The organism is Winogradskyella psychrotolerans (genome assembly GCF_018860545.1).
Classification (GTDB): Bacteria; Bacteroidota; Bacteroidia; order Flavobacteriales; family Flavobacteriaceae; genus Winogradskyella; species Winogradskyella psychrotolerans_A.
This window is the reverse complement of record NZ_JAHKPN010000034.1, coordinates 60676-85220: the sequence shown is the minus strand read 5'-3', so window position 1 is coordinate 85220 and position 24545 is coordinate 60676. Positions and strand designations below refer to the sequence as shown.

Here is a 24545-nt window from a genome sequence, read left to right as displayed (position 1 = left end):
TTTCACTTCCTTTTATAAGAGGAATGTGTTGCCGTACCATCTGGATTAATGAATTCGTAATTATAATTCCCGTTAGTATCCCAACCATAATTTATACTATAAACACTAGAATCTACTTTATATTTTAATATATATTGGTTTGTTTCCGGATTTTCAAAGCCAATAATTTCTGCATCACGCAAAGGCCGTAAATCGGGCCTTACACCTCTTGTTTTAGCTTGTGGCATAATTTCATTTTCCGGTGCTTCGGTTTTAGGATTAATTTTAACTTTACCTTTCATGGCAGCAATTAAATAAGGATATTCTTTAACTGCATGATATTGATACGTACTATCAGAAGTAAATCGCCCCAAATTTTCGTCTAATTGCTCCGAAGTTTCTCCATACACCGGAAAGCCATCTAAAGCATAAGCAATCGGTTTATTATTTCCTACTTGAGACTGTAGATGTGTTGGTGGTAAATGGTAATGATAATCATCGGCTCTTCCACAATGGCCTCCATATTTATCTAGTTCTCCTATGGCATTAGCATCTTCTCCTCTGTTGTTTAATGGATTAAAGATTGGAATTCCATTTGCGCCAATAGCAATAGCACCTTTCATAAAATTATCTTTAGTAGATAACGGTTGTTCTGCTAACTCTGGTTGTAAGGGAATTGCCCAGGCATTATCTCCAGAATAATCATGATTAATAGGCACCTGCTGTTGCCAATTTGTAATTCCTGTCATCATTTCATGCGCTGGTATTCCATCTGACTCTATGTAGAAATACGTATCGTCATAACGTGTGTTTACTTTATCGAAAACACCAAAAATAGATTCTAAATAAGCTATATTATTAGGCGCCATTGTTATTCCTTTCGACGAAACATTGGATTTACACCCTACTAAAATTAAAGACATTCCAATAAGACTATAAGCTACTATTTGTTTTTTATTCCCTCTCCTAAGTTTGAAAAGTCCGAATAGTATCACAAACACACCTAAGTACATTAAAATTCTAGAATAATTTATGGTGATTAGTTCCTGCGTTTCTTGCGAATTGTTTATAGTATTTATCCAATTGGCTTTACTCAAAATATATTGCTGTTCTTGGTCTGTAAACTCAGAAATATTAAAAATTACAACGTTGTGTTCTTCATTTATTAGATAAACACGTTCTTCTATTTTCTCAATAAAATCGGCTTTTAAATTCTTTTCTAAATCTGTAAACTGCCACACTTTCATTGTCGATTCATGTCCGTATTCGTGCGCATAAAGGTTAGTTGTAAAAAATGTGATTAAAAGTAAGACAATTAGTTTTTTCATATCTATTTATATTAAACTTTAAAATCTAAAGTTGTTCTATCAATTATGGTAACTTCAGAAATAGCTCCCATAAATACATGATAATCAACTTGTAATGAATTTGATTTAGGAAGTGATTTTGGTATTTCAGATAGTGCAAATAAAGCAATAGTATACTCATGCTTTCCTGGTCCATGAGAACATGGCGAAGTATAAGAAATAGCTGTTCCGTCTTTATTAGAGCCCATAAACCAATTGGGGTTATTGGCCATTTTATAAGGAATTTCAGTGATACTTGAATCTATATCCCATAATAATAAATAAGAATTCACTTCTGTTTTATCATCTTTCTTTGGGTAATGATACATAACAATTGCAAGAGAATTAGTACCTTCAGGAACATTAGACCATGATAGCGGTATTGAGTTCTCAACATCACCCACCTTTTTCTCGCATTTATATTTATCTAGTAGTAAACCTTTGACAACAGCTTTACTTGATAATTTAAAATCAGGATTCAACGTTTTAAAATCCTCAAAATTATTAGTGACTTTATTTTTATTACTACAAGAAATACCTAAAAACAATAGTAATAACAAAAATGATGTTGAGCGTATTATTTTCGTAAACATATATTTAAGCTATTTATTTAACGGTATATCTTACTAAAACTTCATTATCTAATACCACATTGGTAGACCATATAAATTTTGCATCTTCTTCAGCAGCATCAAAAATAGATGTAAAATTGGTATAAGCAGGTTTATTATCTACACCTATAGTTTCGTTAGTAAACGTTGTGGCGTCAGGCCAATTAGAATCATCAAAATTTGTATGCGTCCATTCTTTAGGTAATTCCCAATGTAATGCGTAGAAAGAGTTTCCATCTTGACCTCCATTGGTATCACAGTTTTTAGAATATCTATAATTACCTTCTTCTGAGACACAGCTCAAGTCTTTTACTGGTGCTGTGTAGAACGTCTGTGCTTTCCAGTTTTCATTTGTCGTTGTAATAATTTTGTTTTGTTCATCTTTAATTACAGCAACCATTCCGCCGTCACCATTATGAAATGCTTTCCCTCTATTCGCTTCACAACCCACTCCTAGATGTTCTTCCCAATCCACTAATTTCATGGCGATAGTAAATGGTTTCTGAACTTTAAATTTTACAATACTCGCATTAAATTCTGTAAACGGCACATTATCCTTTCCTACAGGAACACCGTTTACATACATTTCAAAGTAATTATCAGCAAAAACATAAGCTGTATAAACCTCTCCATCTGTATCAATTTCTACGGCATTAGAATCATCAAAATGAGAAAGTGCTTCCTCCGAAGTTGCATAGTTTTTACCTTCGCAAGAATTAAACAAATCACCTGATACAGGAAAGTCTTCATTAGTGAAATTAGTCTCTGCAGGTACAACCCAGGTTTTACCATCAGTAGACACAATTTCACCAACATCTGTTTTTCGTCCACGTTCACAAGTGTAGATATCTTCAGCAATAGTCGTCGCCATACCTTGGGTGACACTTGCAGTTCCTTTATAACTTGTAGTTTCGGTTGTACTGGCAAGTTCTTTTGTTTTCGATTTATTGTCTCCACAACTTACCATTAGTAGTGTTGCTATTAATAAACTAAGTGTTTTTTTCATAGGTCTTCTTCGCTTTCGTTATAGAAAAGCTTAGTAAAATTAATCTTTACAAATACTCTCCTTTTAAATATTGATACAATTGTTCTTTTAACCACTTATAAAATAGGCTTTATTATTCTACATTCCTAACCAAACGCACATAATTATAATACCGTTCTCCACCTTCTCCTGCTGGGCCATTTTTATGTTTAGTATCAAATCTTACCGCTCCTGCGCCATGAAAATCTAATCCCATTGGATTAACAGCTCTACCAAAAGCGACATACCAAGCATAGTAATACGGTTTTCCTTTTTGAAACCTTGCCGAAGTACTCGTCCAGAAATAGGGATAATCTTTATCCCCATTTTCATTCGTAATTTCAGAAATATTAAATATAGGATGTATTGCTGCGCTGTTAAAATCAGAATCTTTTGCACCAGGTGCGTAATCATAATCTACAATACCTTGCAACTCCTTAACATTAGGCAAACGCCAATTGGTATAACCAGCTAAGTCTGATTCTTCAGCATATACTAAAGCATTTTTCCAATCGAACCCTTGTTGACTATCGTTTTTAGACCACATTAAACCAGTAGCTTTGTCTGTAATTGTTTGGTCAGCATTATCTACAAAATCATTTGTTCCGTAAATATTACCACGAACAGCTCGTACATGTTTTAACATTGGGTTTCCCGTTGGGCGCTCTCCATTTCCTGGAGGTGGTGGTCGATTGTCATCTTTTTGTTCTCCCTGTTGCCCTTGTGGGTTTTGATTTCCTGGAGGTGGACCTTTGCGGTCTCCTCTATCTTCAGGCTCCTCGCCAGGGTAGGCTTTAATATGACCTGTGGCATGATTGACTCCAAAAGCAGCTGTATACCCACCTTCTTCAGTATGACCAACGTATGGATTATCGGCCCAATATTGTTCGCTCTTATCGACATGTTCATTATTAACTAACGAAAAATAAGCGGTATCTAAGTACGGCCAACCTTCGCTAAAATCGCTAATAGAAAATAACTCTTTTAAGGTTGGCATTCTCCAATCATCATAGCCTCCTAATTCTAGATTTTCGACATAATCTTTTGCGCCTTGCCAATCAAAGCCTTCTGTGGTAGGCACTTCTTGCCACATTAATCCTGAATTTAAATCTGAAATTGTTCCGTCTTCATTTTTTTGGAAAGACATTTCATTTCCTTTTAAATACGTGGCATCTTGTCCGTAGAGAGAATCTCCAGGTTTTAAATCATTTAGAATCTCACCATCTTCTCCATAAGCTACAACTTGTCCTGTAGCTATTTGTGTATAGTTACGTTCCGAAACTGCAACCGTAGTGGCATTCGTTTTTTTGTCATTGCATGATGCCATTGAAATCAAAAGAAATAGCAAAAATGCAGGTTTTAACATCGTTTTATTAATAAGCGTTTTCATATTATAAAATATAAGAATTAAACTTTTTTTATTCGTAACGCAATGCTGTAATAGGATCTAAAGCGGATGCTTTTCGTGCAGGATACCATCCAAAGAAGATTCCCGTGACTGCACATACCGCAAAAGAGATAACAATGGAATACAGCGCAACACTTGTAGGCCAATTTAAAAAGTTTTCGATAAAAACAGTGGCTCCTAGTCCTAATATGACACCAAGTAATCCACCGGTAACACTGATTAAAATAGCTTCAATTAAAAACTGCATTAAGATGTCTGCACCTTTTGCACCAACAGCCATACGTAATCCGATTTCCTTGGTTCGTTCTTTTACGGAAACATACATAATATTCATAATTCCAATACCACCAATTAACAATGAAATACTTGCCACAGCCACTAACAGAATAGTTAACATTTCACTCGTTGAACTAAACGTTGAAATTAATTCTTCCATAGAACGCACGCTAAAATCATCATCTTCACTATCCATTAGCTTATGTTGTGAACGTAAAATTTCGGTGACTTGCGTTACTGCTTCTGGTGCATCATCCTCACTAATAGCCGAAGCCATAATTTGATTTAAATAATCAATCGCTAATATTCTTTTTTGAACCGTTGTGTAGGGTGCAATAACCACGTCATCTTGATCTTGCCCAAAAGTGTTCTCCCCTTTTTCTTCTAATACACCAATGACTTTAAATGGAATATTATCAAAACGAATCATTTGTCCCACAGGATCTTGACCATCTGGAAATACATTATCAACTACAGTTTGGCCTATTAAAGCGACTTTTGAAGCCGATTGCACTTCAATATTTGTAAACATACTTCCGCTTTGTAAACCAACAACTTTAATATCTAAATAATCTGGATTAACTCCGTAAATAGTACTAGGCCAGTTGTTAGAACCACTAATAACTTGTCCACCACCATTAACCACAGGCGTAATATAACTTAACGTCGTAGCTTGTTCTTTAATAACATTGTAATCATCTAAGGTTAAAGTCTGTACATCACCTCCACTACCTCTTGCAGGACCTCTATCATCAGCTCCAGGTCTAATAGTAATCATGTTAGAACCCATAGCAGAAATAGTAGATCGTATACTTTCTTTAGAACCTTCACCAATCGCTAACATCGCAATCACAGAAGCTACACCAATGATAATACCTAGCATAGTAAGCAATGTTCTTGTTTTGTTAAGAATAATAGCTTTTGTCGCGATTTTTAATAAATTTAATACTCTCATAACTAATCGTCTTGTTTAGGTAATTTGGCTAATTCATCTGCTGCGGATTGCACACTATGATTTTTATAATCTTGCATAATCTCTCCATCTTTTAGAACCACTGTTCTACTGCTAAATGTGGCAATATCTGGCTCGTGAGTTACGAACGTAATTGTAATGCCTTTTTTGTTCAGCTCTTGAAATAGTGACATAATCTCGTAAGATGTTCTAGTGTCTAAGTTACCAGTGGCTTCATCTGCAAGTATCATTACTGGGTTATTTACCAACGACCTTGCAATAGCCACACGCTGTTGTTGTCCTCCTGAAAGCTGCGAAGGTGTATGATGCAATCGATCACCTAAACCCACCATTTCTAAGGCTTTGACTGCTCTTTCCCTTCGCTCTTCAGAAGTTACTTTACTGTTATATAATAAGGGTAATTCAACGTTTTCAATAGCTGATGTTCTGGCCAATAAATTATAAGATTGAAATATGAATCCTATTTTTTCATTTCTGATGGTGGCTAATTGATTTCGAGTTAAATCCTTCACACTTACACCATCAATTTCATAAACACCAGATGTGGGTTGATCTAAACATCCTAAAATGTTAAGCATGGTACTTTTTCCTGACCCACTAGATCCCATTATGGTCACAAATTCACCTTCATTTATACTAAACGATATTCCTCTTAAGGCATGAACCGTTTCCGTACCCATGGTAAACTCACGTTTTAAATCTTCTATTTTAATGATTTCTTTACTCATGGCTTTTTATTTTTTTCCTGGTGGTTTTGGCATAAACGGACTTTCATTAGACCCTGAAGGTGGACCAGAAGCTTCTGCTCTAGAAACACCTTTTAAACTGTATACAAGTTCGTCTCCTTCTGAAATTCCACTTAAAACCTGAACATTTACACCATCACTAGCTCCTAAAGTCACCGTTTTAGGGACAATACTTCTATCTTTTTCTAAAACCCAAAGTGTCTTTTCATTATCCGATGGCATGGTGGTGTTACTCGTTAAATTATGATGCTTATTATAAGTTGCTAAAGTTTCGGTTTCAGGCTTAAAGTTTATGGCTTTTGCTTCCGCCGTTAACACATCATTTAATTCTAAAGTAAAAATCGAAATGGTCGCTGTTAATCCTGGTTTCAGTTTTAAATCTTCATTTTCTGCCTTAACAACAACGGTATAAGTCACCACGTTAGAGGTTACTGTTGGATCTAAACGCACTTGCGTAATCACTCCATTAAACGTTTCTCCGATATAAGCATCTACAGTGAATTCTACACGTTGCCCTTCTTTCACTTGTCCGATATCAGCTTCATCTACATCAGCTTCTACCTGCATTTCTTTTAAATCTTGAGCAATTGTAAATAAGGTTGGCGTACTATAACTAGCAGCTACAGTTTGGCCTTCATCAATATCTCTAGATAATACAACTCCATCAATTGGGGAATAAATATTAGCATAACCTAAATTGGTTCTTGCGGATTGTAAGTCCGATAAACGTTGCGTCACGGTACCTTTCGCTGTTTGATAGCTGTATTCTGCATCGTCAAAATCCGATTTGCTAATGACCTGATTTTCGAACAACGTTTTTTGTCTATCGTAAATTGTTTTGGTATAATTTCTTTGACTAACAGCATTATCGTAAGACGCTTGTGCCTGAGTTAAAGCCGCTTGTAAGTTTGTTTTGTCTAACTCTGCAATAAGCTGTCCTTCTTTAACTTCGCTATTATAATCCACATATATTTTTTCTACCACACCAGACACTTGTGTACCAACATCAACTTGATTGATCGGTTCAATAGTTCCTGTTGCTGTAACCATAGTGGTTACATCTGCTGTTTTTGCTGCAACGGTTTTGGCTTCGATAATTATGGCATCATCACCTTTTAAAAGACTAAAAGCTGCTATAGCTATTGCAACGAGTACAACGCTTATTATGATTATTTTCTTTTTATTATTCATGTGTTTATATTTAATGTTATTTATCTGTCACATGGTGCTTCCATATAAGAACTTCTGTAGGTATCGAAATTTAGTTATGGAAGGTTCATGATTATATTAATTAAAGTTTGATCTCGTTTCCTTGGTAAAATTGTAATAATTGATGGTACAGAATACTTAAGTATTTAGCTTGTAAATAATTCTGCTGCGCATTTGTATATGTGTTTTGACTGATCACTAAATCAGTTGTACTTAATGCGCCCAATTCATACTTTCTTTGCGCTAGTTTATACGTTTGTTCCGCAGCAGCTTGTGAGGCTTCTGCAGCGACCAATTGCTCTTGTGCAGAAATTGCATTTTGATAGGCTGTCTCTACTTTTTTATACACTTCCTTTTCTGTAAGTTGCTGTGAGATTTGTGCTTTTTCTATATTGATTTGTGCCGATTGAACCGCTGCCTTTGTCGCATTTCTATTAAAAATCGGAATGTTTAGTGATAATGAAATACGTTGATTAAAATTGATATCAAATTGATCTGAAAAATTATTATCATTCACACTTGTATAACCAGAACCAACACTACTAACTAATGATAAGGTTGGTAAATAAGCACCTTTGGCAATGTCTAAATCTTTTTCACTAACCTCTACTCCAATTTTACTCGCATTAATTTCTGGCATTATCCCTAGAGCATTATTGTAAATGGCCATTTTATCGAGTTGAAGTGTAACGTAATCAACATCAGAACTTAAAGTTTCAATCTCTATGTCTTCCGTAGGATCTAACTCTAATAATTGCTTTAACGCTATAATATATTGCTGATACGTATTCTTAGCCGTAATTATGGCGTACTTGTTAGTTGCTGCTTGGCTTTGCGCTTCCGTGTAATCGCTTAATGCAATAGTGCCAGCATCTAATCTTGCTTTTGCACGTTCCACTTCTTTTTCTGAAGCCGTTAAATTGTTTTCAGCAATGGTGATTCCTTCTTTTGCATATAGTATTTGCAAATAATTTTCTAGAATGCTTATAATGATATTGTTTTTAGTTTCTTCTTCTAAAAACACACTTTGGTTTAAAAGCAATTCATTTTGTTCAATTTGATTATTAATTTGATTCCCTTGAAATAAGGTCATAGAACTATTAAGACTAACATTAGTACTATAAATTTGATCCGTAACATAGTCGCTCGTAATCGGATCAATAGAGTTACCATTAGAAAACGTTTCTGAAGCTGTGCCATAAAGGTTTGGCAATCGAGAAGATCTAGCCTCACTATAATCCACTTCCGCTTGTTCTTTATTTAGAGCAGCATCTTTTATGGTAATGTTGTTTTCTAAAGCATATTCCAAACAATCATCTAAACTCCATAATTTTGATGTTTCAGTGGTAATCTCTTGCGAAATACCCATCTGAAATATCAGAACTGTTATTATGATAAAAAATCGTTTCATTTTGAGTGTTTTTTAATTTAACACTACAAAAATGAAACGATATCCTTATTATATAAAGTGTAATAGAAGTTTGAGGTAATTGACTATACTAAAGCCATTTTTCTATCGATGAGATTTTTTACTTTTTTTAAAATTAGGCCAAAATATTTTTTTTGTTTAAGCCCAGCGAAATTGATTTGCAATAAAAAAAATCCCAAGCCAAAGACTCAGGATTTTTATTATAATTAATTCAAAATGGTCAATTTAACCATCAGGATGCATAAACTTCTGTTTACCTAATAAAACGGCTTCAGATTCTACATGGTCTTCATCAGGCACACAACAATCTACAGGACAAACTGCAGCACATTGTGGTTCTTCATGAAAGCCCATACATTCTGTACATTTATCTGGTGCAATGTAATAGACTTCATCGCTTATAGGTTCTTGGGTTTCGTCTGCATCTACTTCTTTTCCATCTGGTAAAACTATTTTTCCGTTTAAGCTGGTACCATCAGAATAACGCCAATCATCAGCACCTTCGTAAATAGCAGTATTAGGGCATTCTGGCTCACATGCTCCACAATTTATACATTCATCAGTGATTATTATTGCCATAGTATTTTATCTTTTTCTTTTTACTTTGCGTAATTTTGCATCCACTTTTACGAGTTTCAGCGGACGAAGTGCAAAAATAAAGCCAAAACATCGCATAACCAAACCATATATGGAATTACAACAAAGAATTAACGCATTTGTAAAATTAGGCGCCTTTTTAAATCAATTTAAAGAAAATGAGGTCGTAAAAAATGATACTTTAGAAGCTAATGATTTGTTTTTTGACGGTTTTAAACACCAATTAAAATTAGCACAAGAGTATAATGGTTGGTTTACAAAATCTAACATCTCATACACTTTAAAGAATTGGTCTAATGCACTCACTAACCCTAATATTAACGCGTGGATTAGCAAGTACAACTTTAAAACGCTCAATCCACAAACAGTGGCCATTATTATGGCAGGCAACATTCCTTTAGTTGGTTTTCATGACTTTTTGAGTGTCCTAATATCTGGACAGAATGTTCTTGTAAAGCAATCCTCTAACGATAAACATTTACTTCCATTTTTAGCGAAATATTTAGAAGTTGTAGAACCTGGATTTAAAGGTAAAATTAAATTTACAGAAGAAAAACTAGAGAACTTCGATGCTGTTATTGCAACAGGAAGCGACAATACAGCACGTTATTTTGAGTATTACTTTAAAAACAAACCCTCTATTATTAGAAAAAATAGGAATTCGGTAGCCATTTTAACAGGAAACGAAACCGAAAGTGAGCTAGAAGCTTTATCTGATGACATCTTTAGATATTATGGATTAGGCTGTAGAAATGTCTCTAAATTCTTTGTACCCAAGGATTATAATTTTGATGCTTTTTTTAATGCTGTTTATAAATGGCATCCTATTATTAATGAATCCAAATACGCTAATAACTATGATTATAATAAAGCGGTTTATTTAATGAGTGAATTTGACATGCTAGAAAATGGCTTTCTTATGATAAAAGAAGACGACAGTTACGCCTCACCCATTGCCACGTTATTTTATGAAAAATATAACGACATCTCCGAATTACAAGACAAATTAGCAACGGATTCTGACAAAATACAATGTATTGTAGCTAATGGTTTTGCTGATACTGAAATTGCTTTTGGCGAAACACAAAATCCGCAACTTTGGGATTATGCGGACAATGTAGACACTGTTGAGTTTTTATTAGAAATATGAGATAAAAATTATCATTTTCGTAACATATTTTAAGCAATTAATTAGCACCTTTGTAGCTGTTTAAAAAATAATAGATTCAAGGTTTAATTGTTAAAATCTTGAATTAAATTCAAAATACAATGAAAAAACACAATTTTAGTGCAGGTCCATGCGTACTACCAAAATCGGTAATAGAACAAGCAGCAGCAGCTGTATTAAACTTTGACGACGGACTTTCTCTTTTAGAAATCTCTCACCGAAGTAAACCTTTTGTCGATGTAATGGAAAATGCACGTTCCTTAGCCTTAGAGTTGTTAGGGCTTGAAGGAAAAGGCTATAAAGCATTATTTTTACAAGGTGGTGCAAGTACACAGTTTTTAATGGTAGCGTTAAACTTATTAGAAAAAAGAGCAGGATACTTAAACTCTGGTACTTGGGCAGACAAATCTATTAAGGAAGCTAAAATCTATGATGATATCTACGAAGTAGGCTCTTCAAAAAGTGCCAATTATAACTACATTCCAAAAGGGTATGATATTCCAGAAGATTATGATTATTTTCATTGTACTTCAAACAATACCATTTTTGGAACTCAGATGAAAAGTTTTCCAAACTCACCAGTTCCTATGGTATGCGATATGAGTAGTGATATTTTTTCACGTCAGCTCGATTTTTCTAAATTTGATTTAATCTATGCTGGAGCTCAAAAAAATATGGGGCCTGCAGGAACAACGTTAGTCGTTATTAAAGAAGATATTTTAGGAAAAGTATCTCGTAAAATTCCATCGATGATGGATTATAAAACACACATCAGCAAGGGAAGTATGTTTAACACTCCTCCTGTTTTTGCGGTTTACACCTCAATGCTAACCTTACAATGGTTAAAAGATTTTGGTGGTATCAAAGCAATTGAAGAAGAAAACGAAAAGAAAGCACGTTTAATCTATTCTGAAATTGATTTAAACCCATTATTTAAAGGGTATGCTGTAAAAGAAGATCGTTCTATTATGAATGCTACATTTACTTTAGAAAACGAAAACCTAAAGGAAACTTTTGAAGCTATGGTAAAAGAAGCTGGCATTAACGGTATCAATGGCCATAGAAGTGTTGGTGGTTACAGAGCCTCAATGTATAATGCGTTATCTTTAGATAGTGTAAAAGCACTTGTTGAAGTGATGAGCGAATTAGAAAGCAAAGCTTAAATTTTAGTTGTCAGTGTGCAGTATTCAGTACGCACTCAGACACCATAAAACAGCGCTTTTCAAAAGAATAATAAAATTTAATATTAACTATAAAATTACCCGAATCAATTCTCTTTTTTAATGAATAATGAAAGAGTTAGGGATAGGAAAATGAAAGTATTAGCAAACGACGGAGTTTCTCAAAGTGGAATTAATGCCTTAGAAGCTGCTGGTTACGAAGTTATCACAACAACAGTTGCACAAGAACAATTAGAAAACTACATTAACAAAAATGACATTTCTGTTCTATTAGTTAGAAGTGCAACAACAGTACGAAAAGATTTAATAGACAACTGCCCTAGCCTAAAAATCATAGGTCGTGGTGGAGTTGGTATGGACAATATTGATGTTGATTATGCACGAAGCAAAGGTTTAAGCGTTATTAACACTCCTGCAGCATCATCACATTCTGTTGCCGAATTAGTATTTGGACATTTTTATGGTTTAGCACGGTATTTACATAACTCTAACCGCGACATGCCATTAGAAGGTGATTCTAAATTTAAGAACTTAAAAAAGGCTTACGCTAAAGGCACTGAACTTAAAGGTAAAACTTTAGGAGTTTTAGGTTTTGGACGTATTGGTCAGGCCACAGCTAAAGTTGCCATTGGAGCAGGAATGAAAGTTGTAGCTTTTGATCCATTTTTAGAAAAAGCGAATTTAGAGTTAGATTTCTTTGATGGTCAAAAAGTCAATTTTGAAATTGAAACTATTTCAAAAGAAGACGTTTTAAAACAAGCCGACTTTTTAACGTTACATGTACCTGCACAAAAGGACTATGTTATTGATGAAGCAGAGTTCAAACAAATGAAAGATGGTGTTATTATCGCTAACGCTGCACGTGGTGGAGTTGTTAACGAAGTAGCCTTAGTTCAAGCGATTCAAAGCGGTAAAGTTTCTAGAGCAGCATTAGATGTTTTTGAAAAAGAGCCACAACCAGAAATTCAGTTATTAATGAATCCTGCATTGTCATTAACTCCGCATACAGGAGCAGCAACCAATGAAGCACAAGATAGAATTGGTACTGAGTTAGCTGAGCAAATCATAACTATTTTAGGTTAACATTATAAATGTGACCAAATCAAATAAAATGAGTCCTACTAACGTGGGACTTTTTTTTGTACCTTCAAATGCTTAAATTTTATTAACCTTAATTATATACAAAATGGCAGGAATTTTAGACTTATTAAACAGTGATATCGGAAAATCAATTATTAGTGGTGTTTCTGGTTCTACAGGAACAGATCAAGATAAAACAAGTAGCGTATTAACAATGGCGTTACCTGTACTTATGAAAGCAATGGAGCGTAATGCTTCTACTCCAGAAGGTGCAGCAGGACTTATGAGCGCTTTAAGCAGCAAGCATGACGGAAGCATCTTAGATAACCTTGGCGGTTTATTTGGTGGTGGCGTTGATGATAACGTAAAAGATGATGGAGCTAAAATCCTTAGCCATGTATTAGGTAGTAAGCAACAAGGCGTAGAACAAGTAATCGGCCAGAAAGCTGGTTTAGATTCTAGTTCTGTAGCTAACATATTAAAAGTAGCAGCTCCAATCTTAATGGGAGTTTTAGGAAAACAAGCTAGCCAAAGTAACGTCAGTTCACAGTCTGATATTAGTGGACTGCTAGGGGGGTTATTAGGTGGTAGTGGCTCTCTAAACGAACAGAGTTTCTTAGAAAACATATTAGATGCTGATGGTGACGGTAGTGTTGTTGATGACGTAGCTGGTATGTTTTTAGGAGGAGACAGCAAAAGCTCAGGAGGTATCGCTGGTGCATTAGGGAATTTATTTGGAAAATAATTCTTTACACAATATTTTTAAAAGCAGTTCTAACGAGCTGCTTTTTTTATTACTAAATATCTAAACTTAAAAAAACTATAGTTTCACGCATTGAAATCTATGGTTTACTTATTAGTAATTGTATATCACTTTAATTTCAACTTGATTTGTAGTGTTAAAATGAAGTAAAACCTGAAGCACACATACATTTTTTTAATACCTTTAATTCATTATGAATATAAAAACAATTATCCCATTTATTTCTGTCCTAGTTTTGATTGCAAGCTGTAAAACTTACGATACTAGCCCAACAATTAATAATGCCAATACACATAGCTTAATTCAAAACGACACGGTCTCAATTAGTAGTGACGAAAATGATTATGAAATCATTATTATAGAACCTGGTTTTAATTCATGGTTATTAAGCACGGCTAGACCAGAGGGCTATCATTCGCAGGAATGGTTAGAATCTAGAAATGCTATTTTGGTACAGGCTTGGAATCAAAGAAATTTGCAACCGCAAACGTATGACCCAAATTTGTATGAAGTTAGAATTGATTATGATACACACTCAGATTATGGCTATGAAGTCAATTATAAACTGTACAATTACTTTCTTTATTTTCAATTAACCTATAATCAACGTTTATCTGCTTTTATGCCTCGAATTTAGGCTAGAAAGATATCATAATTCACTAATTTTGTAGCACTGAAAATGTGTTATGAAAAAATTTAAAGAACAATGGGAAATTCAACATAATTGGCAGTTGTTATTTCCCTTTTTTGGTTTGCTTATTTTAGGGTACTCGGCTTTTAAACTTTCGAAGGCTATGTTAGAAGGTTACGGATTAACGTTAACAATCGTTGCTTCACTCTTAATATTCTTTTTATTATTAAAATTTACATTGTTTACTTTTAAAAAGCTTGAAAAAAAATGGATTCTTGATTATAAATGGGAAATGATCCGCGTTTTTATGGTATTTGCGTTTACGGGAACCTCCTCTTTATACATTGGTAGACCGATTATAGCGTTCCTAGGAATTACTAAAGAAAACTTAAACCCTATTCTTTATTGGTTTTTATTCATTATTATTGGGCTCCTTTTCTATCAAATTCTTTTAGTAACCTTTGGATGGCTTTTTGGACAATTCAAGTTTTTCTGGGAATTTGAAAAGAAAATGTTAAGCAGATTTGGATTAAAACGCTTTTTAAATTGAATTTAAAAACAGTACTTACGTCTATTTTTAAAACATTAGCATTTTTGCTAGTGCTAGCAGTGCTGTTGCCTTCTGCGGTTAAACTAAGTCATGTATTTACACATCATACACATAAGGTTTGTGAGAATGATCAGTCTTTAGACACGCATTTTCATGAAGCTGATGTAGAATGTAATTTTTATAAATTCAAACTCACCAATAATCTATTTCTAGTTATTAACAACTATGAACTAGCTTCAACAAAAACAGCTGTGACGCAGCTGCCTTCCTATTACACTTCTTTAAAAAACTATCATTATTTAATAAGCTTTGTTAGAGGACCTCCTGCGGTTAGTTAGAATTATAATTTTCTAATACTCTCATAAATCTATTTGAATGAAACGACTAATTATGGGCTTAGTTATAGCTATTTCTAGCTTTAGCTACAGTCAAAATTGTGATTATATATTTTTAGGCGAAATCAAAGATTTTCATGACGGAACACCAATAGAATCTGCTACTATTCACATTATAGAACGTGATAAGTATATAGTTTCAGACTTCGATGGCAAATTCAAAATTGAAAATTTATGTGCTGGCACTTTAACTTTAACGATGTCTCATATTGGGTGCGAAACTAAAACCGTATCGTATACTATTGAAAATGATATATCTAAAATTATTTTATTAGAACATCATTTAGAAGAACTTAATGAAGTAACAGTGAGTTCTAACTTTAAAACAGAAGGTACGAGTATAGAACAATCTATAAGCAAAGCTGATTTAGAAAAATACACTGACAAATCTTTAGGTGATGCTCTAAATGCTGTAAGTGGAGTGTCTTCTCTTAATACTGGAAATACTATAGTAAAACCGATGATACATGGTTTACACAGTAGTCGCTTATTAATTATCAATAACAATGTACGCTTGTTTGACCAAGAATGGGGAGACGAACATGCACCAAATATTGATATTAATTCTAGCGACAGAGTTGAAGTCATTAAAGGAGCTAACACGCTAAAGTATGGAAGTGATGCTATTGGTGGATTGATTCTTTTACAGCCTAGACGCTATGCTGCTATTGATAGTTTATTTGGTAGTACTATGGTGTCGTTAAATTCTAATGGTCGTGGTGGTAATATCAATTCTGAAATCATTAAAACTTATGCATCTGGGTTATATGGTAGAATTCAAACAAGCTACAAACAATTCGGAGACTTTAAATCCCCAGACTATTATTTAACCAATAGCGGTTTAAAAAACATCAATGCTTCTGCACGAATTGGTTATAGAACTTTTGAAAAAGGGTTCGATGCCTACTATAGTGTTGTGAGTAATGAGTTTGCTATTTTACAAGCGTCGCATATTGGTAATGTCGGTGATTTGGTTGCCGCAATAAATAGTAGAGAACCACGTGTCATTGAAGATTTCTCGTATAATATAGATTACCCTAAACAAAATATTTTGCATCATTTAGCTAAGATTGAAGCTTATAAACGGTTTAAAAATTTAGGAAAGCTAACGGTTCAGTACGATATGCAAATCAACAGACGTAAAGAATTCGATTTAAGGCGTGGTGATTTAGCTGACACTCCAGTTATAGACCTTAGGTTATTCACCAATTCTTTACAGTCTAATTTACATATAGATTATATTGACAACCTTAAAATAGATTCTGGTATTTTAGTCCGTTATCAGCAGAATGATGCCGTTTCAGGTACAGGTGTAAGTCCTTTGATTCCTGATTTTGAAAAATATGATGCGAGTATTTATATTATAGGAAATTATAATCTCAATGAATCCTCTGAAATAAGCGCAGGTATGCGTTATGATTTTACAAGAATAGAAGCTGAGAAACGTTACAATGTAACGGATTGGAATGAAACTTATAATTACGATGAATTATTCCCACAGTTTGAAACTAATGACATTGACAATTCTGAAATCTTGACATATCCTGAATTTACGTTTCATAACATTTCTGCTAACTTAGGCTATTCAAAGCTATTTAATAATGACCTCTCATTATTTGTGAATTATGGTTTAGCAACACGAGTGCCTAATCCTTCAGAATTGTTCAGCGACGGTTTGCATCATAGTGCAGCAAGAATTGAAACGGGATTATTAACGTTAAACAAAGAAGTCGCTCATAAATTTGCGGTGTCTTTTGAGCGAAATAATCAAGATTTTGGATTTTCAATTAGTCCTTATTTTAAATCTATTAATGGTTTTATTCAACTTATTCCTACAGGAATCACTACAACAATTCGAGGTGCTTTTCCAGTTTGGGAATACAATCAAATTAATGCACAGATTTTTGGTGTTGATATTGACATTAATAAAAAAATTACAAATAATTTTAATTACAACGGTAATATTAGTATTTTAAAAGGAGACAACCTTTCTGAGGATATTCCGTTGATTCATATGCCGTCAACAAATTTTACAAATGGCATATCATATAATAATAAAGCGTTAAATAATTTGTCTATCAATTTAATTAACAAAACTGTATTACAACAAAAAAGATATCCAAATTATAACTTTTATACATACGATCCTGTATTACAAGAGGATGTATATGTAGATATTAGCTCTACACCTGCTGCCTATTCGCTATTTAGTTTTAATAGTTCTGTTAATTTTAAAGCATTTAAAACCGGAACGTTAAAATTAGAACTTAATATCGAAAATTTATTTAATACCAAATACAATGAGTATTTAAATAGACAACGCTATTTCTCTCAAGAATTAGGCAGAAACATTAATTTAAAAATGAAAATCAATTATTAATAAAAAAATTCAACTTATGAAAAATTTCAAATCAATAAATACAATTAAATTATTAGCAGTACTTTTTATGTCAAGTATAGCTTTTGTAAGCTGTTCTAGTGATGATGATGATCACGATGACCATGACCACGAAGAAGAACTTATTACTACAGTTCTATACACACTTACAAGCCCAACAGGTTTTGTTACTATAGAGTTTCAGGATTTAGATGGTGCCGGTGGTGCAGACGGAACCTATGACGTGTCTGGCCCATTATCAGCAAACACAACCTACACCGGTGTCATTAAATTATTAAATGAAACTGAAGATCCTGCTGAGGATATTACCTTAGAAGTAGAAGAAGAAGGTGACGAGCACGAATTTTTCTATACACCTTCTATTTCAGATATCACAATCACAAAAGAAGATGCTGATGTTGATGGCAATCCTATAGGAATTGAAACAACCTTCACTACAGGTGAAGCTGGTACGGGTACGCTAACAATAGAATTAATTCACGAGCCTACTAAACCAAATGATGGAACCTCTGCTAGTGCTGGAGGAAGTACTGACGTAGAAGTAACATTTTCTATAGAAGTTCAATAATTATTTTTTGTAATACAGTTAAAAAAAGCACTCATTTGAGTGCTTTTTTTTATACATTCTTTTTAATAGACTCCTTTTGAATAACATAGGTATAAAACCACATTAATGTAAATGTTGGTATTACATCAAAGCCAGGTAAGCCTTCTTCGACTAAAGTGATTAATCCTGCGACTTTACCAGCTTTGCCTTCATATAACTTAGTCATTAACCAACCTGAAATTGGTGCCCAAATAATATCTGAAAACTCACCGATTCCTGGTATTATAAATGAGATTAAACCTAAAACGTCAAAGAGAAGACCTAACCCTAATTTTTTGTATTTATTCATATAATGTTTTAATTACTAGCTAGTTTAAAGCAATAATTATTCCAAATAATTTTCGGCTGTCAATGTAGCATTCAACGTATTAATTTTTATGCTAGTTTGGTATTTATCGACAATAGTAAATTTAAGCATAATCTTATAATTAATAATTCTAGGTCTTAGTATTGTAGATTAATCTATTAAGTATTAATTTCACATCGTATGAGTAAAACAGTGATATCCGCAAAGAAAATTAAGAAAGCCTATAAAGATCTTCAGGTCTTAAAAGGTGTTGATTTAACCATTTTAGAAGGTGAAGTTATTTCTATTGTTGGCGCTTCTGGTGCTGGTAAAACTACACTACTTCAAATTTTGGGTACTTTAGACAAGCCCGATTATACCTCAGACACGGAATTAATTATAAACGACCAATCCATAAAAACTCTAAATGACAAAGCTTTAGCGAAGTTTAGAAATAAGAACATTGGTTTCATTTTTCAGTTTCATCAACTATTACCTGAATTTACGGCTTTAGAAAACGTCTGTATTCCGGCTTTTATTCATAACACACCAAAAGTTGATGCCGAAAAACGTGCAAAAGAATTACTCGATTATTTAGGTTTAAGTGAGCGCATACATCATAAACCGAATAGCATGTCTGGTGGCGAACAACAACGTGTCGCTGTAGCAAGAGCTTTAATAAATAATCCGAATATTATTTTTGCTGATGAACCTTCTGGGAATTTAGATAGTGAATCTGCTGATCAATTACATAACCTATTCTTTAAATTAAGAGATGAGTTTAATCAGACCTTTGTCATTGTTACGCATAACCAAGAATTAGCAGCCATGGCAGACCGAAAGTTAACAATGGTTGATGGGAAAATTGTGGGGTAATCAATTTTATAGTTGTTTCATAAATGAATCTGGAAAATAAAACTGAATTAATAAAACAAAAGAAAACAATTAGTAAGGTTCTAGCTTTAGTTTTTATTCCAATATTCATAATAATCATAGCGATTTCCTTAATTCAAAATAATTCATTGAGTTATCTCGAAAAAAAATATAAAAGCATTCACAACTCATACTACTCCGGAAAAATCACGAATTTATATTTAGAAACAAATAATGGTAGTATAAGAACTATTAGAATAGATAATAAATGGGATAAAGAAATTCCTTTTTTTATTCATAACGAATTAAACATAGGAGATTCACTATTTAAAATAACAGAATCTGATTTTGAATATTTTATTAAAACATCTAATCAGGACACTATTAGAAGAGATGTGAATACATTTTATAGAACTAAATACTTCGATAAACTTAAGAATCAATAAAAGCTTAACTCTTCTTCAACATCTTCAAAGTAAAACCACCGAGAATTAAAATCACAACCCCAATAATTCCCCAAAGCCAATAACTGTTTTCAAATAATGGCTTTACCGTTTGTTCTTCTGGTTTTAAAATCTCTTGCTCCTTACCCACTTTCAATGCCCTTAAATCTTTAGGTACTTTAGTTTCGAATCTAGCAATATCATAATTTGGTCGTCTTGTTGAAGAATTCCCATAAACCAACATATAATCCGCAGGCTCCGTAAAACGAGCAATCACTTGATATTCATAACCTTTTACTGAAACACCGTCTATAGACAAGGGTTGATTGTCACTGTTGTAAATCGTTAATTTTAAATGTTTTGCAATGGTGTTGTCAACATTAAAACTATTGGATTCAAGAGAATTTAACGTGGCATTTGTGATGGTTTTATAATAGTAATTCCAGCCTTTTTCAGTTTTGACACTATCATTCCGATACTCAATTTTTAGTGGTCTGTAATAGTCAAACGTGTTACTTACATCAACATGGATCTGACTCATGGAAACAGTTTGATCTAGCTCTAAATTTATTTCCGTGGTTTTAATTGTCTTAACATCATTAGTCTCAAACTTTTTGATATGATGTTCAACAAAACTTCCACCTGAAATTTCATGTTTAGATAATTGCGCAGATACCAATTCTGGTTGCTCGTTGTGTTTCACTATAAGCCTAAAAAAACTGTATTTGGCATCCGGAAAAACGAGTTTTGTAAACTTGTAATCGGTGGTTTCATTTCTAATTGATAGTATTCGGTAATCCTCAAGTAGTGTAAACCACTCTTGCTGATTCTGACTACCCTGAAGTTCAATTTTCCAATCAAAATTTTGCTCTTTAAAATTTAAATTGATTTGATTGATTGTTGCTTCGGAATTCAACTGAAATGTAAAATAATACCCCTTATCCCCTTTCGTTTTGTTAATTATATTAAATGGTTTGGTCTTATGAATAACGTGGTCTGATAGAATTTGTAATAAATATGGTGCTTCAATAGTATCATTTACCGTTATTCCATAAATTCGAAGATCTGACAAATCAGATTTCACCTTTCCAAATACATCATCTGGCAATTTAAGTTTGTGCCACTCATCAGTTACATCATCTAAAGTTCTTTTATAATTATAAGTTGCCATTTGCGCTGTGCAAAAGGTAGAACAACCAATAAGAAAACCTATGAATAGTCTAGTCGTTAACGTCATCTGTAATCTGGTTTTTGTATTTATTGTATAAAAATGAAATAATTAAAAGTAGCACACCAAGCGACACAAATACAATAGTTTTTGAAATGGTATTCAAATGCACTATATCATAAAAGAATAGTTTTATTAAAGTAATCCCAAAGAAAATCATGCCACCGATTCTCAAGTATGCTTTGTCTTTCCATATACCAAAAGCAATTAAAAGGAAGGAATACACTCCCCAAAGTATGCTTAATCCTAGTTTATAGGATTGCGTAGATTCAGACATATCCATCCAATGAATAAGTTCACTACTCAACACCCAAATTATGGATATGTGCAATAAAATATCGTAGCCAATTTTGAATGCTTTAGAAATGCCTTCACGTTTTATAAACTTGTAACATGTAAATAATGCTAGGGCTAAAAACACAAACGACACATACCGAATTCCTAAATAAAAGCTGCTTTCTGAAAAATATTCTGATGGATTTAAATAACTCTCTCTCAAATCACTTAAAGCTAATAAACCTTGACTTAAGAAGACAAATATGCTCATTACAGTGAATCCTAAAATGATTTTCTCTAATAACGTGTTTTTTATCAACTTGAAATTTATAAATGATAACAAAGCCACAAATAATAATGAATAATTGAGAATCCAAATGGTTTTAAAATCCCTCAAATCATAATTAAAGATAGACATATCATAACTATCCTCAGAAGGTATTATAATTTTGGTCGTATGATATAATTGATCCCAGTACAATTCAATTTCTAATCTAAAGGCATAATAAGCACTAAATGCTAATATAGAGGGGATGACATAAGTTAATACCCGAGACCAAATTGAACCCGACTTCAATGCTGAGGTATACTCGTCTTTAAGAGACAACCACACAATACTTCCAAATGCAGCAACAAATAATAGAGAGTTTAAAAAATGAATATTAAAAATATTAGTTATATGATTCTCTTCATCTAAACCGTAGTACGCACTATATGCAAAAGACCAATCTTGTAGAAGGCTCAAAAATGCTAAAATCATTAAAGGATATGATAATTTCTCGTACACTTTAATCCCTTTTGTTCGTCCTAACCAGAACAATAAAGCGGCTTCACTTACCCAAAGTAGCGTTACCCAATTACCATCTAATTGCACAGGAATTGTAATGGTAATAAACACCAAAACCATAGCTGAAGCTAGATAAAACAGATTCTTATCCCCTAGTTTCATTTTATAGAAAATAACACTTACTATAAAATGAATAACGGCATTTCCAAGTGTAAACAACCCTAAGAGTTGTGTACCTGTTTCATGATTATCTAAAATGGCGAATCCAAAGCCGTAAAATAAAAATGAATTAAGAAGTAACAACACTACATCACTTATTTTAAACACCTCTTTTTTCAACATTTTATACGCCAAAAATGTCATATAAAATATAATGAAGAATATGGTTAAAAAGCTTAAACCTAAACTAAAGTGTTCGTCTTCATAGTATTCGAAGGAAAACCAAGATGCAAAAATTAGCCATGTAAAAATAAAGGCTGAATAGTAAAGTGATTTCCAGTATTTTTTGAAAGAAATAATTAAAATGCCGATATTAATTATGGCCATGTAACTAAACAATATTTCTATGCGTCCAGAGCCATCACTTAATAAAAACGGTATGGCATAAGCACCAACCAAACCAATATGAGCAATCACTTGGCGGTTATAACTTATGGCTGCAACGACTGTAAATGCCGTAAAAATGACCATAAGTGCAAAGGTCGGAGACTGGGGAATTAAATCGTAAAAGCTATAGGCAAAAAATGTGATAAAATATAAGATTACAATTGAGCCACTCACTAAAACAGCACTGTACGCTTCATATTTCTTTTTGAGTTTGATGCCAAAACCTAATAGACCAATGGCTGTGAAATACCCTAGAATAATTCGTGTTAAAGGACTAATTAAATCATTTTCAATAGAATATTTTGCACCGATGGCCACACCAATAATAGTGATAATAATGCCTATTTTGTTCAGAATGTTTTCACCAATAAATTTCTCTAAACTCGATTTTCCTTTAGGCTTTTTTTCAACTATAGGCTCCTCTTCAGTCTCAATAAATTTACTTTGAAATTCTGTTTCAATAATAGGTTTAGCATCTTTCTGAATCTCTAGTTCAGGTTCAGCAATAACCTCTTCATTAACCGGAAGTGCTTCTTCTTCAACAGATCCCGATTTTAAATGGTACAATTCCTCCTTTAAACTTTCAATTTCAGAAGAAAACTCAGCTTGCTTTTTAAACAATATCTCTAATTTCTCAATGAGTTTATCAATAAGCTCTTGATTTGTTGCCATATACAGTGGATTTGGTCATCTTTTCATGAAAAAGACAGTACTAAAATAGTTTATATTATTAGAATCGACTATTTCACGGTCATAAGTTGCGTTATAAATCTAATTAATTCTATTTCAAATTGAGCATATAAATTACTCCATCATTAAAACATTGTTAACATCTGTTTAAGTTTTTATGGCAATTAATACCATAAAATAGTACATTCGCTTTGCCTAAATTAAAACAAATGACAGTGACGGAGTTTGAACCTATAATAGAAATACTAGAAGAAGCTTACGAAATACCACATCTAAATGCCACGCGTAAAATATCGGCATTATTACCGCATGATTATTATGAAACTGAAAAACGCTATCCTGTACTTTATTTGCAAGATGGCCAAAACTTATTTAATCCCGCAGCTCCTTTTGGCGATTGGGCTATTGATAAATCCATGGCACAACTCGCAGAACAAGGTCTCGGTGATCTTATAATAATTGCTGTAGACCACGGCAACGAGGAACGCATCAGTGAATATTTACCTTATTATCACCCTCGTTTTGGTGAAGGTAAAGGGAATTTTTACATTCAATTTATGATTGAAAAACTCATTCCATATATCAATAGCCACTATAGAACCTTAACCGATTTTAAAAATACAGGTATTGGTGGCAGCTCTATGGGAGGCTTAATTAGCCTACATGCAGGCCTTAAAAATCCAGGTGTTTTTGGTAAAATGATGATTTTCTCCCCTAGCCTATGGCTTTCTAATAAAATTTTTAAAAGCACCAAGTCTTTTGAACCGCTTCAAAAATCAAAATTATATTTATATTCAGGTGGACAAGAAAGTGCAGAGCATTTGCCAAATGCCCATCGCTTAGGAGGCATTATCCAAGAAAAAATGATTAATGGCTATCAGATTGATTTTCATTTTTCTATTAATGAACACGGAAATCATTCTGAAGCCCATTGGAGAGAAGAATTTCCGAAAGCCGTAAAATGGCTCTATTTTAATTCATAGTT

Annotated in this window: 24 protein-coding genes; 12 read left to right on the top strand and 12 right to left on the bottom strand. The window is 33.3% G+C overall.

Annotated elements, in window-relative coordinates:
- Positions 1-2 precede the first annotated feature (2 nt).
- From KO515_RS11835 to KO515_RS11795, 9 genes are all read right to left on the bottom strand, one after another.
- Positions 3-1307, bottom strand: coding sequence for a YHYH protein (locus KO515_RS11835; protein ID WP_215936553.1), 1305 nt, complete (start codon positions 1305-1307; stop codon positions 3-5).
- 11 nt (positions 1308-1318) lie between these two features.
- Complete coding sequence (locus tag KO515_RS11830) at positions 1319-1918, bottom strand: YbhB/YbcL family Raf kinase inhibitor-like protein (RefSeq protein ID WP_215936552.1); 600 nt, start codon at positions 1916-1918, stop codon at positions 1319-1321.
- Between the two features lie 13 nt (positions 1919-1931).
- Positions 1932-2942 carry a hypothetical protein gene (locus KO515_RS11825; protein WP_215936551.1) on the bottom strand — a complete coding sequence of 337 codons (1011 nt, stop codon included), beginning with the start codon at positions 2940-2942 and terminating at the stop codon, positions 1932-1934.
- Between the two features lie 112 nt (positions 2943-3054).
- Positions 3055-4350, bottom strand: a complete 1296-nt coding sequence (locus KO515_RS11820) for a DUF1566 domain-containing protein (RefSeq protein ID WP_215936550.1) — start codon at positions 4348-4350, stop codon at positions 3055-3057.
- 28 nt (positions 4351-4378) lie between these two features.
- On the bottom strand, positions 4379-5599 hold the full coding sequence (locus tag KO515_RS11815) for an ABC transporter permease (RefSeq protein WP_215936549.1): 1221 nt from the start codon (positions 5597-5599) through the stop codon (positions 4379-4381).
- A 2-nt stretch (positions 5600-5601) separates the two neighbouring features.
- Positions 5602-6345 carry an ABC transporter ATP-binding protein gene (locus tag KO515_RS11810; protein WP_215936548.1) on the bottom strand — a complete coding sequence of 248 codons (744 nt, stop codon included), beginning with the start codon at positions 6343-6345 and terminating at the stop codon, positions 5602-5604.
- Positions 6346-6351: 6 nt separating this feature from the next.
- Positions 6352-7554 carry an efflux RND transporter periplasmic adaptor subunit gene (locus tag KO515_RS11805; RefSeq protein WP_215936547.1) on the bottom strand — a complete coding sequence of 401 codons (1203 nt, stop codon included), beginning with the start codon at positions 7552-7554 and terminating at the stop codon, positions 6352-6354.
- A gap of 100 nt (positions 7555-7654) precedes the next feature.
- Positions 7655-8983, bottom strand: a complete 1329-nt coding sequence (locus tag KO515_RS11800) for a TolC family protein (RefSeq protein ID WP_215936546.1) — start codon at positions 8981-8983, stop codon at positions 7655-7657.
- Positions 8984-9226: 243 nt separating this feature from the next.
- Positions 9227-9580, bottom strand: coding sequence for a 4Fe-4S dicluster domain-containing protein (locus tag KO515_RS11795; protein ID WP_215936545.1), 354 nt, complete (start codon positions 9578-9580; stop codon positions 9227-9229).
- Positions 9581-9689: 109 nt separating this feature from the next.
- Here KO515_RS11795 and KO515_RS11790 point away from each other — a divergent pair, with 109 nt between their 5' ends.
- The 9 genes from KO515_RS11790 (at position 9690) to KO515_RS11750 (ending at position 18332) form a co-directional block, all read left to right on the top strand.
- Positions 9690-10748: an acyl-CoA reductase gene (locus KO515_RS11790; RefSeq protein WP_215936544.1), complete on the top strand. Its 1059-nt coding sequence runs from the start codon at positions 9690-9692 to the stop codon at positions 10746-10748.
- A 119-nt stretch (positions 10749-10867) separates the two neighbouring features.
- Positions 10868-11929 carry a 3-phosphoserine/phosphohydroxythreonine transaminase gene (gene serC, locus KO515_RS11785; RefSeq protein WP_215936543.1) on the top strand — a complete coding sequence of 354 codons (1062 nt, stop codon included), beginning with the start codon at positions 10868-10870 and terminating at the stop codon, positions 11927-11929.
- A gap of 150 nt (positions 11930-12079) precedes the next feature.
- Positions 12080-13030 carry a D-2-hydroxyacid dehydrogenase gene (locus KO515_RS11780; RefSeq protein WP_215936542.1) on the top strand — a complete coding sequence of 317 codons (951 nt, stop codon included), beginning with the start codon at positions 12080-12082 and terminating at the stop codon, positions 13028-13030.
- 103 nt (positions 13031-13133) lie between these two features.
- Positions 13134-13772: a DUF937 domain-containing protein gene (locus KO515_RS11775; protein ID WP_215936541.1), complete on the top strand. Its 639-nt coding sequence runs from the start codon at positions 13134-13136 to the stop codon at positions 13770-13772.
- Positions 13773-13983: 211 nt separating this feature from the next.
- Positions 13984-14427, top strand: a complete 444-nt coding sequence (locus KO515_RS11770; RefSeq protein WP_252723855.1) for a DUF6146 family protein — start codon at positions 13984-13986, stop codon at positions 14425-14427.
- Positions 14428-14476: 49 nt separating this feature from the next.
- The gene (locus tag KO515_RS11765) at positions 14477-14971 is read left to right on the top strand and encodes a DUF6787 family protein (RefSeq protein WP_215936540.1); all 495 of its coding nucleotides are present in this window, start codon (positions 14477-14479) and stop codon (positions 14969-14971) included.
- Positions 14968-15309 carry a hypothetical protein gene (locus KO515_RS11760; RefSeq protein ID WP_215936539.1) on the top strand — a complete coding sequence of 114 codons (342 nt, stop codon included), beginning with the start codon at positions 14968-14970 and terminating at the stop codon, positions 15307-15309. The genes KO515_RS11765 and KO515_RS11760 overlap by 4 nt, the downstream gene beginning before the upstream one ends.
- Positions 15310-15346: 37 nt before the next feature.
- Positions 15347-17746 (top strand): TonB-dependent receptor, encoded by a 2400-nt coding sequence (locus KO515_RS11755; RefSeq protein WP_215936538.1) that lies wholly within the window; start codon positions 15347-15349, stop codon positions 17744-17746.
- 16 nt (positions 17747-17762) lie between these two features.
- Entirely contained in the window at positions 17763-18332 is a 570-nt protein-coding gene (locus KO515_RS11750; RefSeq protein ID WP_215936537.1) for a type 1 periplasmic binding fold superfamily protein, read from the top strand.
- A gap of 49 nt (positions 18333-18381) precedes the next feature.
- Here the strand turns inward: KO515_RS11750 and KO515_RS11745 are convergent, their stop codons facing one another.
- On the bottom strand, positions 18382-18660 hold the full coding sequence (locus KO515_RS11745) for a hypothetical protein (RefSeq protein ID WP_215936536.1): 279 nt from the start codon (positions 18658-18660) through the stop codon (positions 18382-18384).
- A 210-nt stretch (positions 18661-18870) separates the two neighbouring features.
- On the opposite strand from KO515_RS11745, the gene KO515_RS11740 reads away from it, so the two are divergent.
- Both KO515_RS11740 and KO515_RS11735 read left to right on the top strand, forming a co-directional pair.
- Positions 18871-19533: an ABC transporter ATP-binding protein gene (locus KO515_RS11740; RefSeq protein ID WP_215936564.1), complete on the top strand. Its 663-nt coding sequence runs from the start codon at positions 18871-18873 to the stop codon at positions 19531-19533.
- A gap of 146 nt (positions 19534-19679) precedes the next feature.
- Positions 19680-19976, top strand: a complete 297-nt coding sequence (locus tag KO515_RS11735; RefSeq protein ID WP_215936535.1) for a hypothetical protein — start codon at positions 19680-19682, stop codon at positions 19974-19976.
- A 4-nt stretch (positions 19977-19980) separates the two neighbouring features.
- Here KO515_RS11735 and KO515_RS11730 read toward each other — a convergent pair whose 3' ends face one another.
- Both KO515_RS11730 and KO515_RS11725 read right to left on the bottom strand, forming a co-directional pair.
- Positions 19981-21210, bottom strand: a complete 1230-nt coding sequence (locus KO515_RS11730; RefSeq protein WP_215936534.1) for a DUF3999 family protein — start codon at positions 21208-21210, stop codon at positions 19981-19983.
- A complete protein-coding gene (locus KO515_RS11725; protein WP_215936533.1) occupies positions 21194-23542 on the bottom strand; it encodes a DUF2339 domain-containing protein in 2349 nt (782 codons plus the stop codon). The genes KO515_RS11730 and KO515_RS11725 overlap by 17 nt, the downstream gene beginning before the upstream one ends.
- 227 nt (positions 23543-23769) lie before the next feature.
- Here KO515_RS11725 and KO515_RS11720 point away from each other — a divergent pair, with 227 nt between their 5' ends.
- Positions 23770-24543, top strand: a complete 774-nt coding sequence (locus KO515_RS11720) for an alpha/beta hydrolase (RefSeq protein ID WP_215936532.1) — start codon at positions 23770-23772, stop codon at positions 24541-24543.
- Positions 24544-24545: the final 2 nt, after the last annotated feature.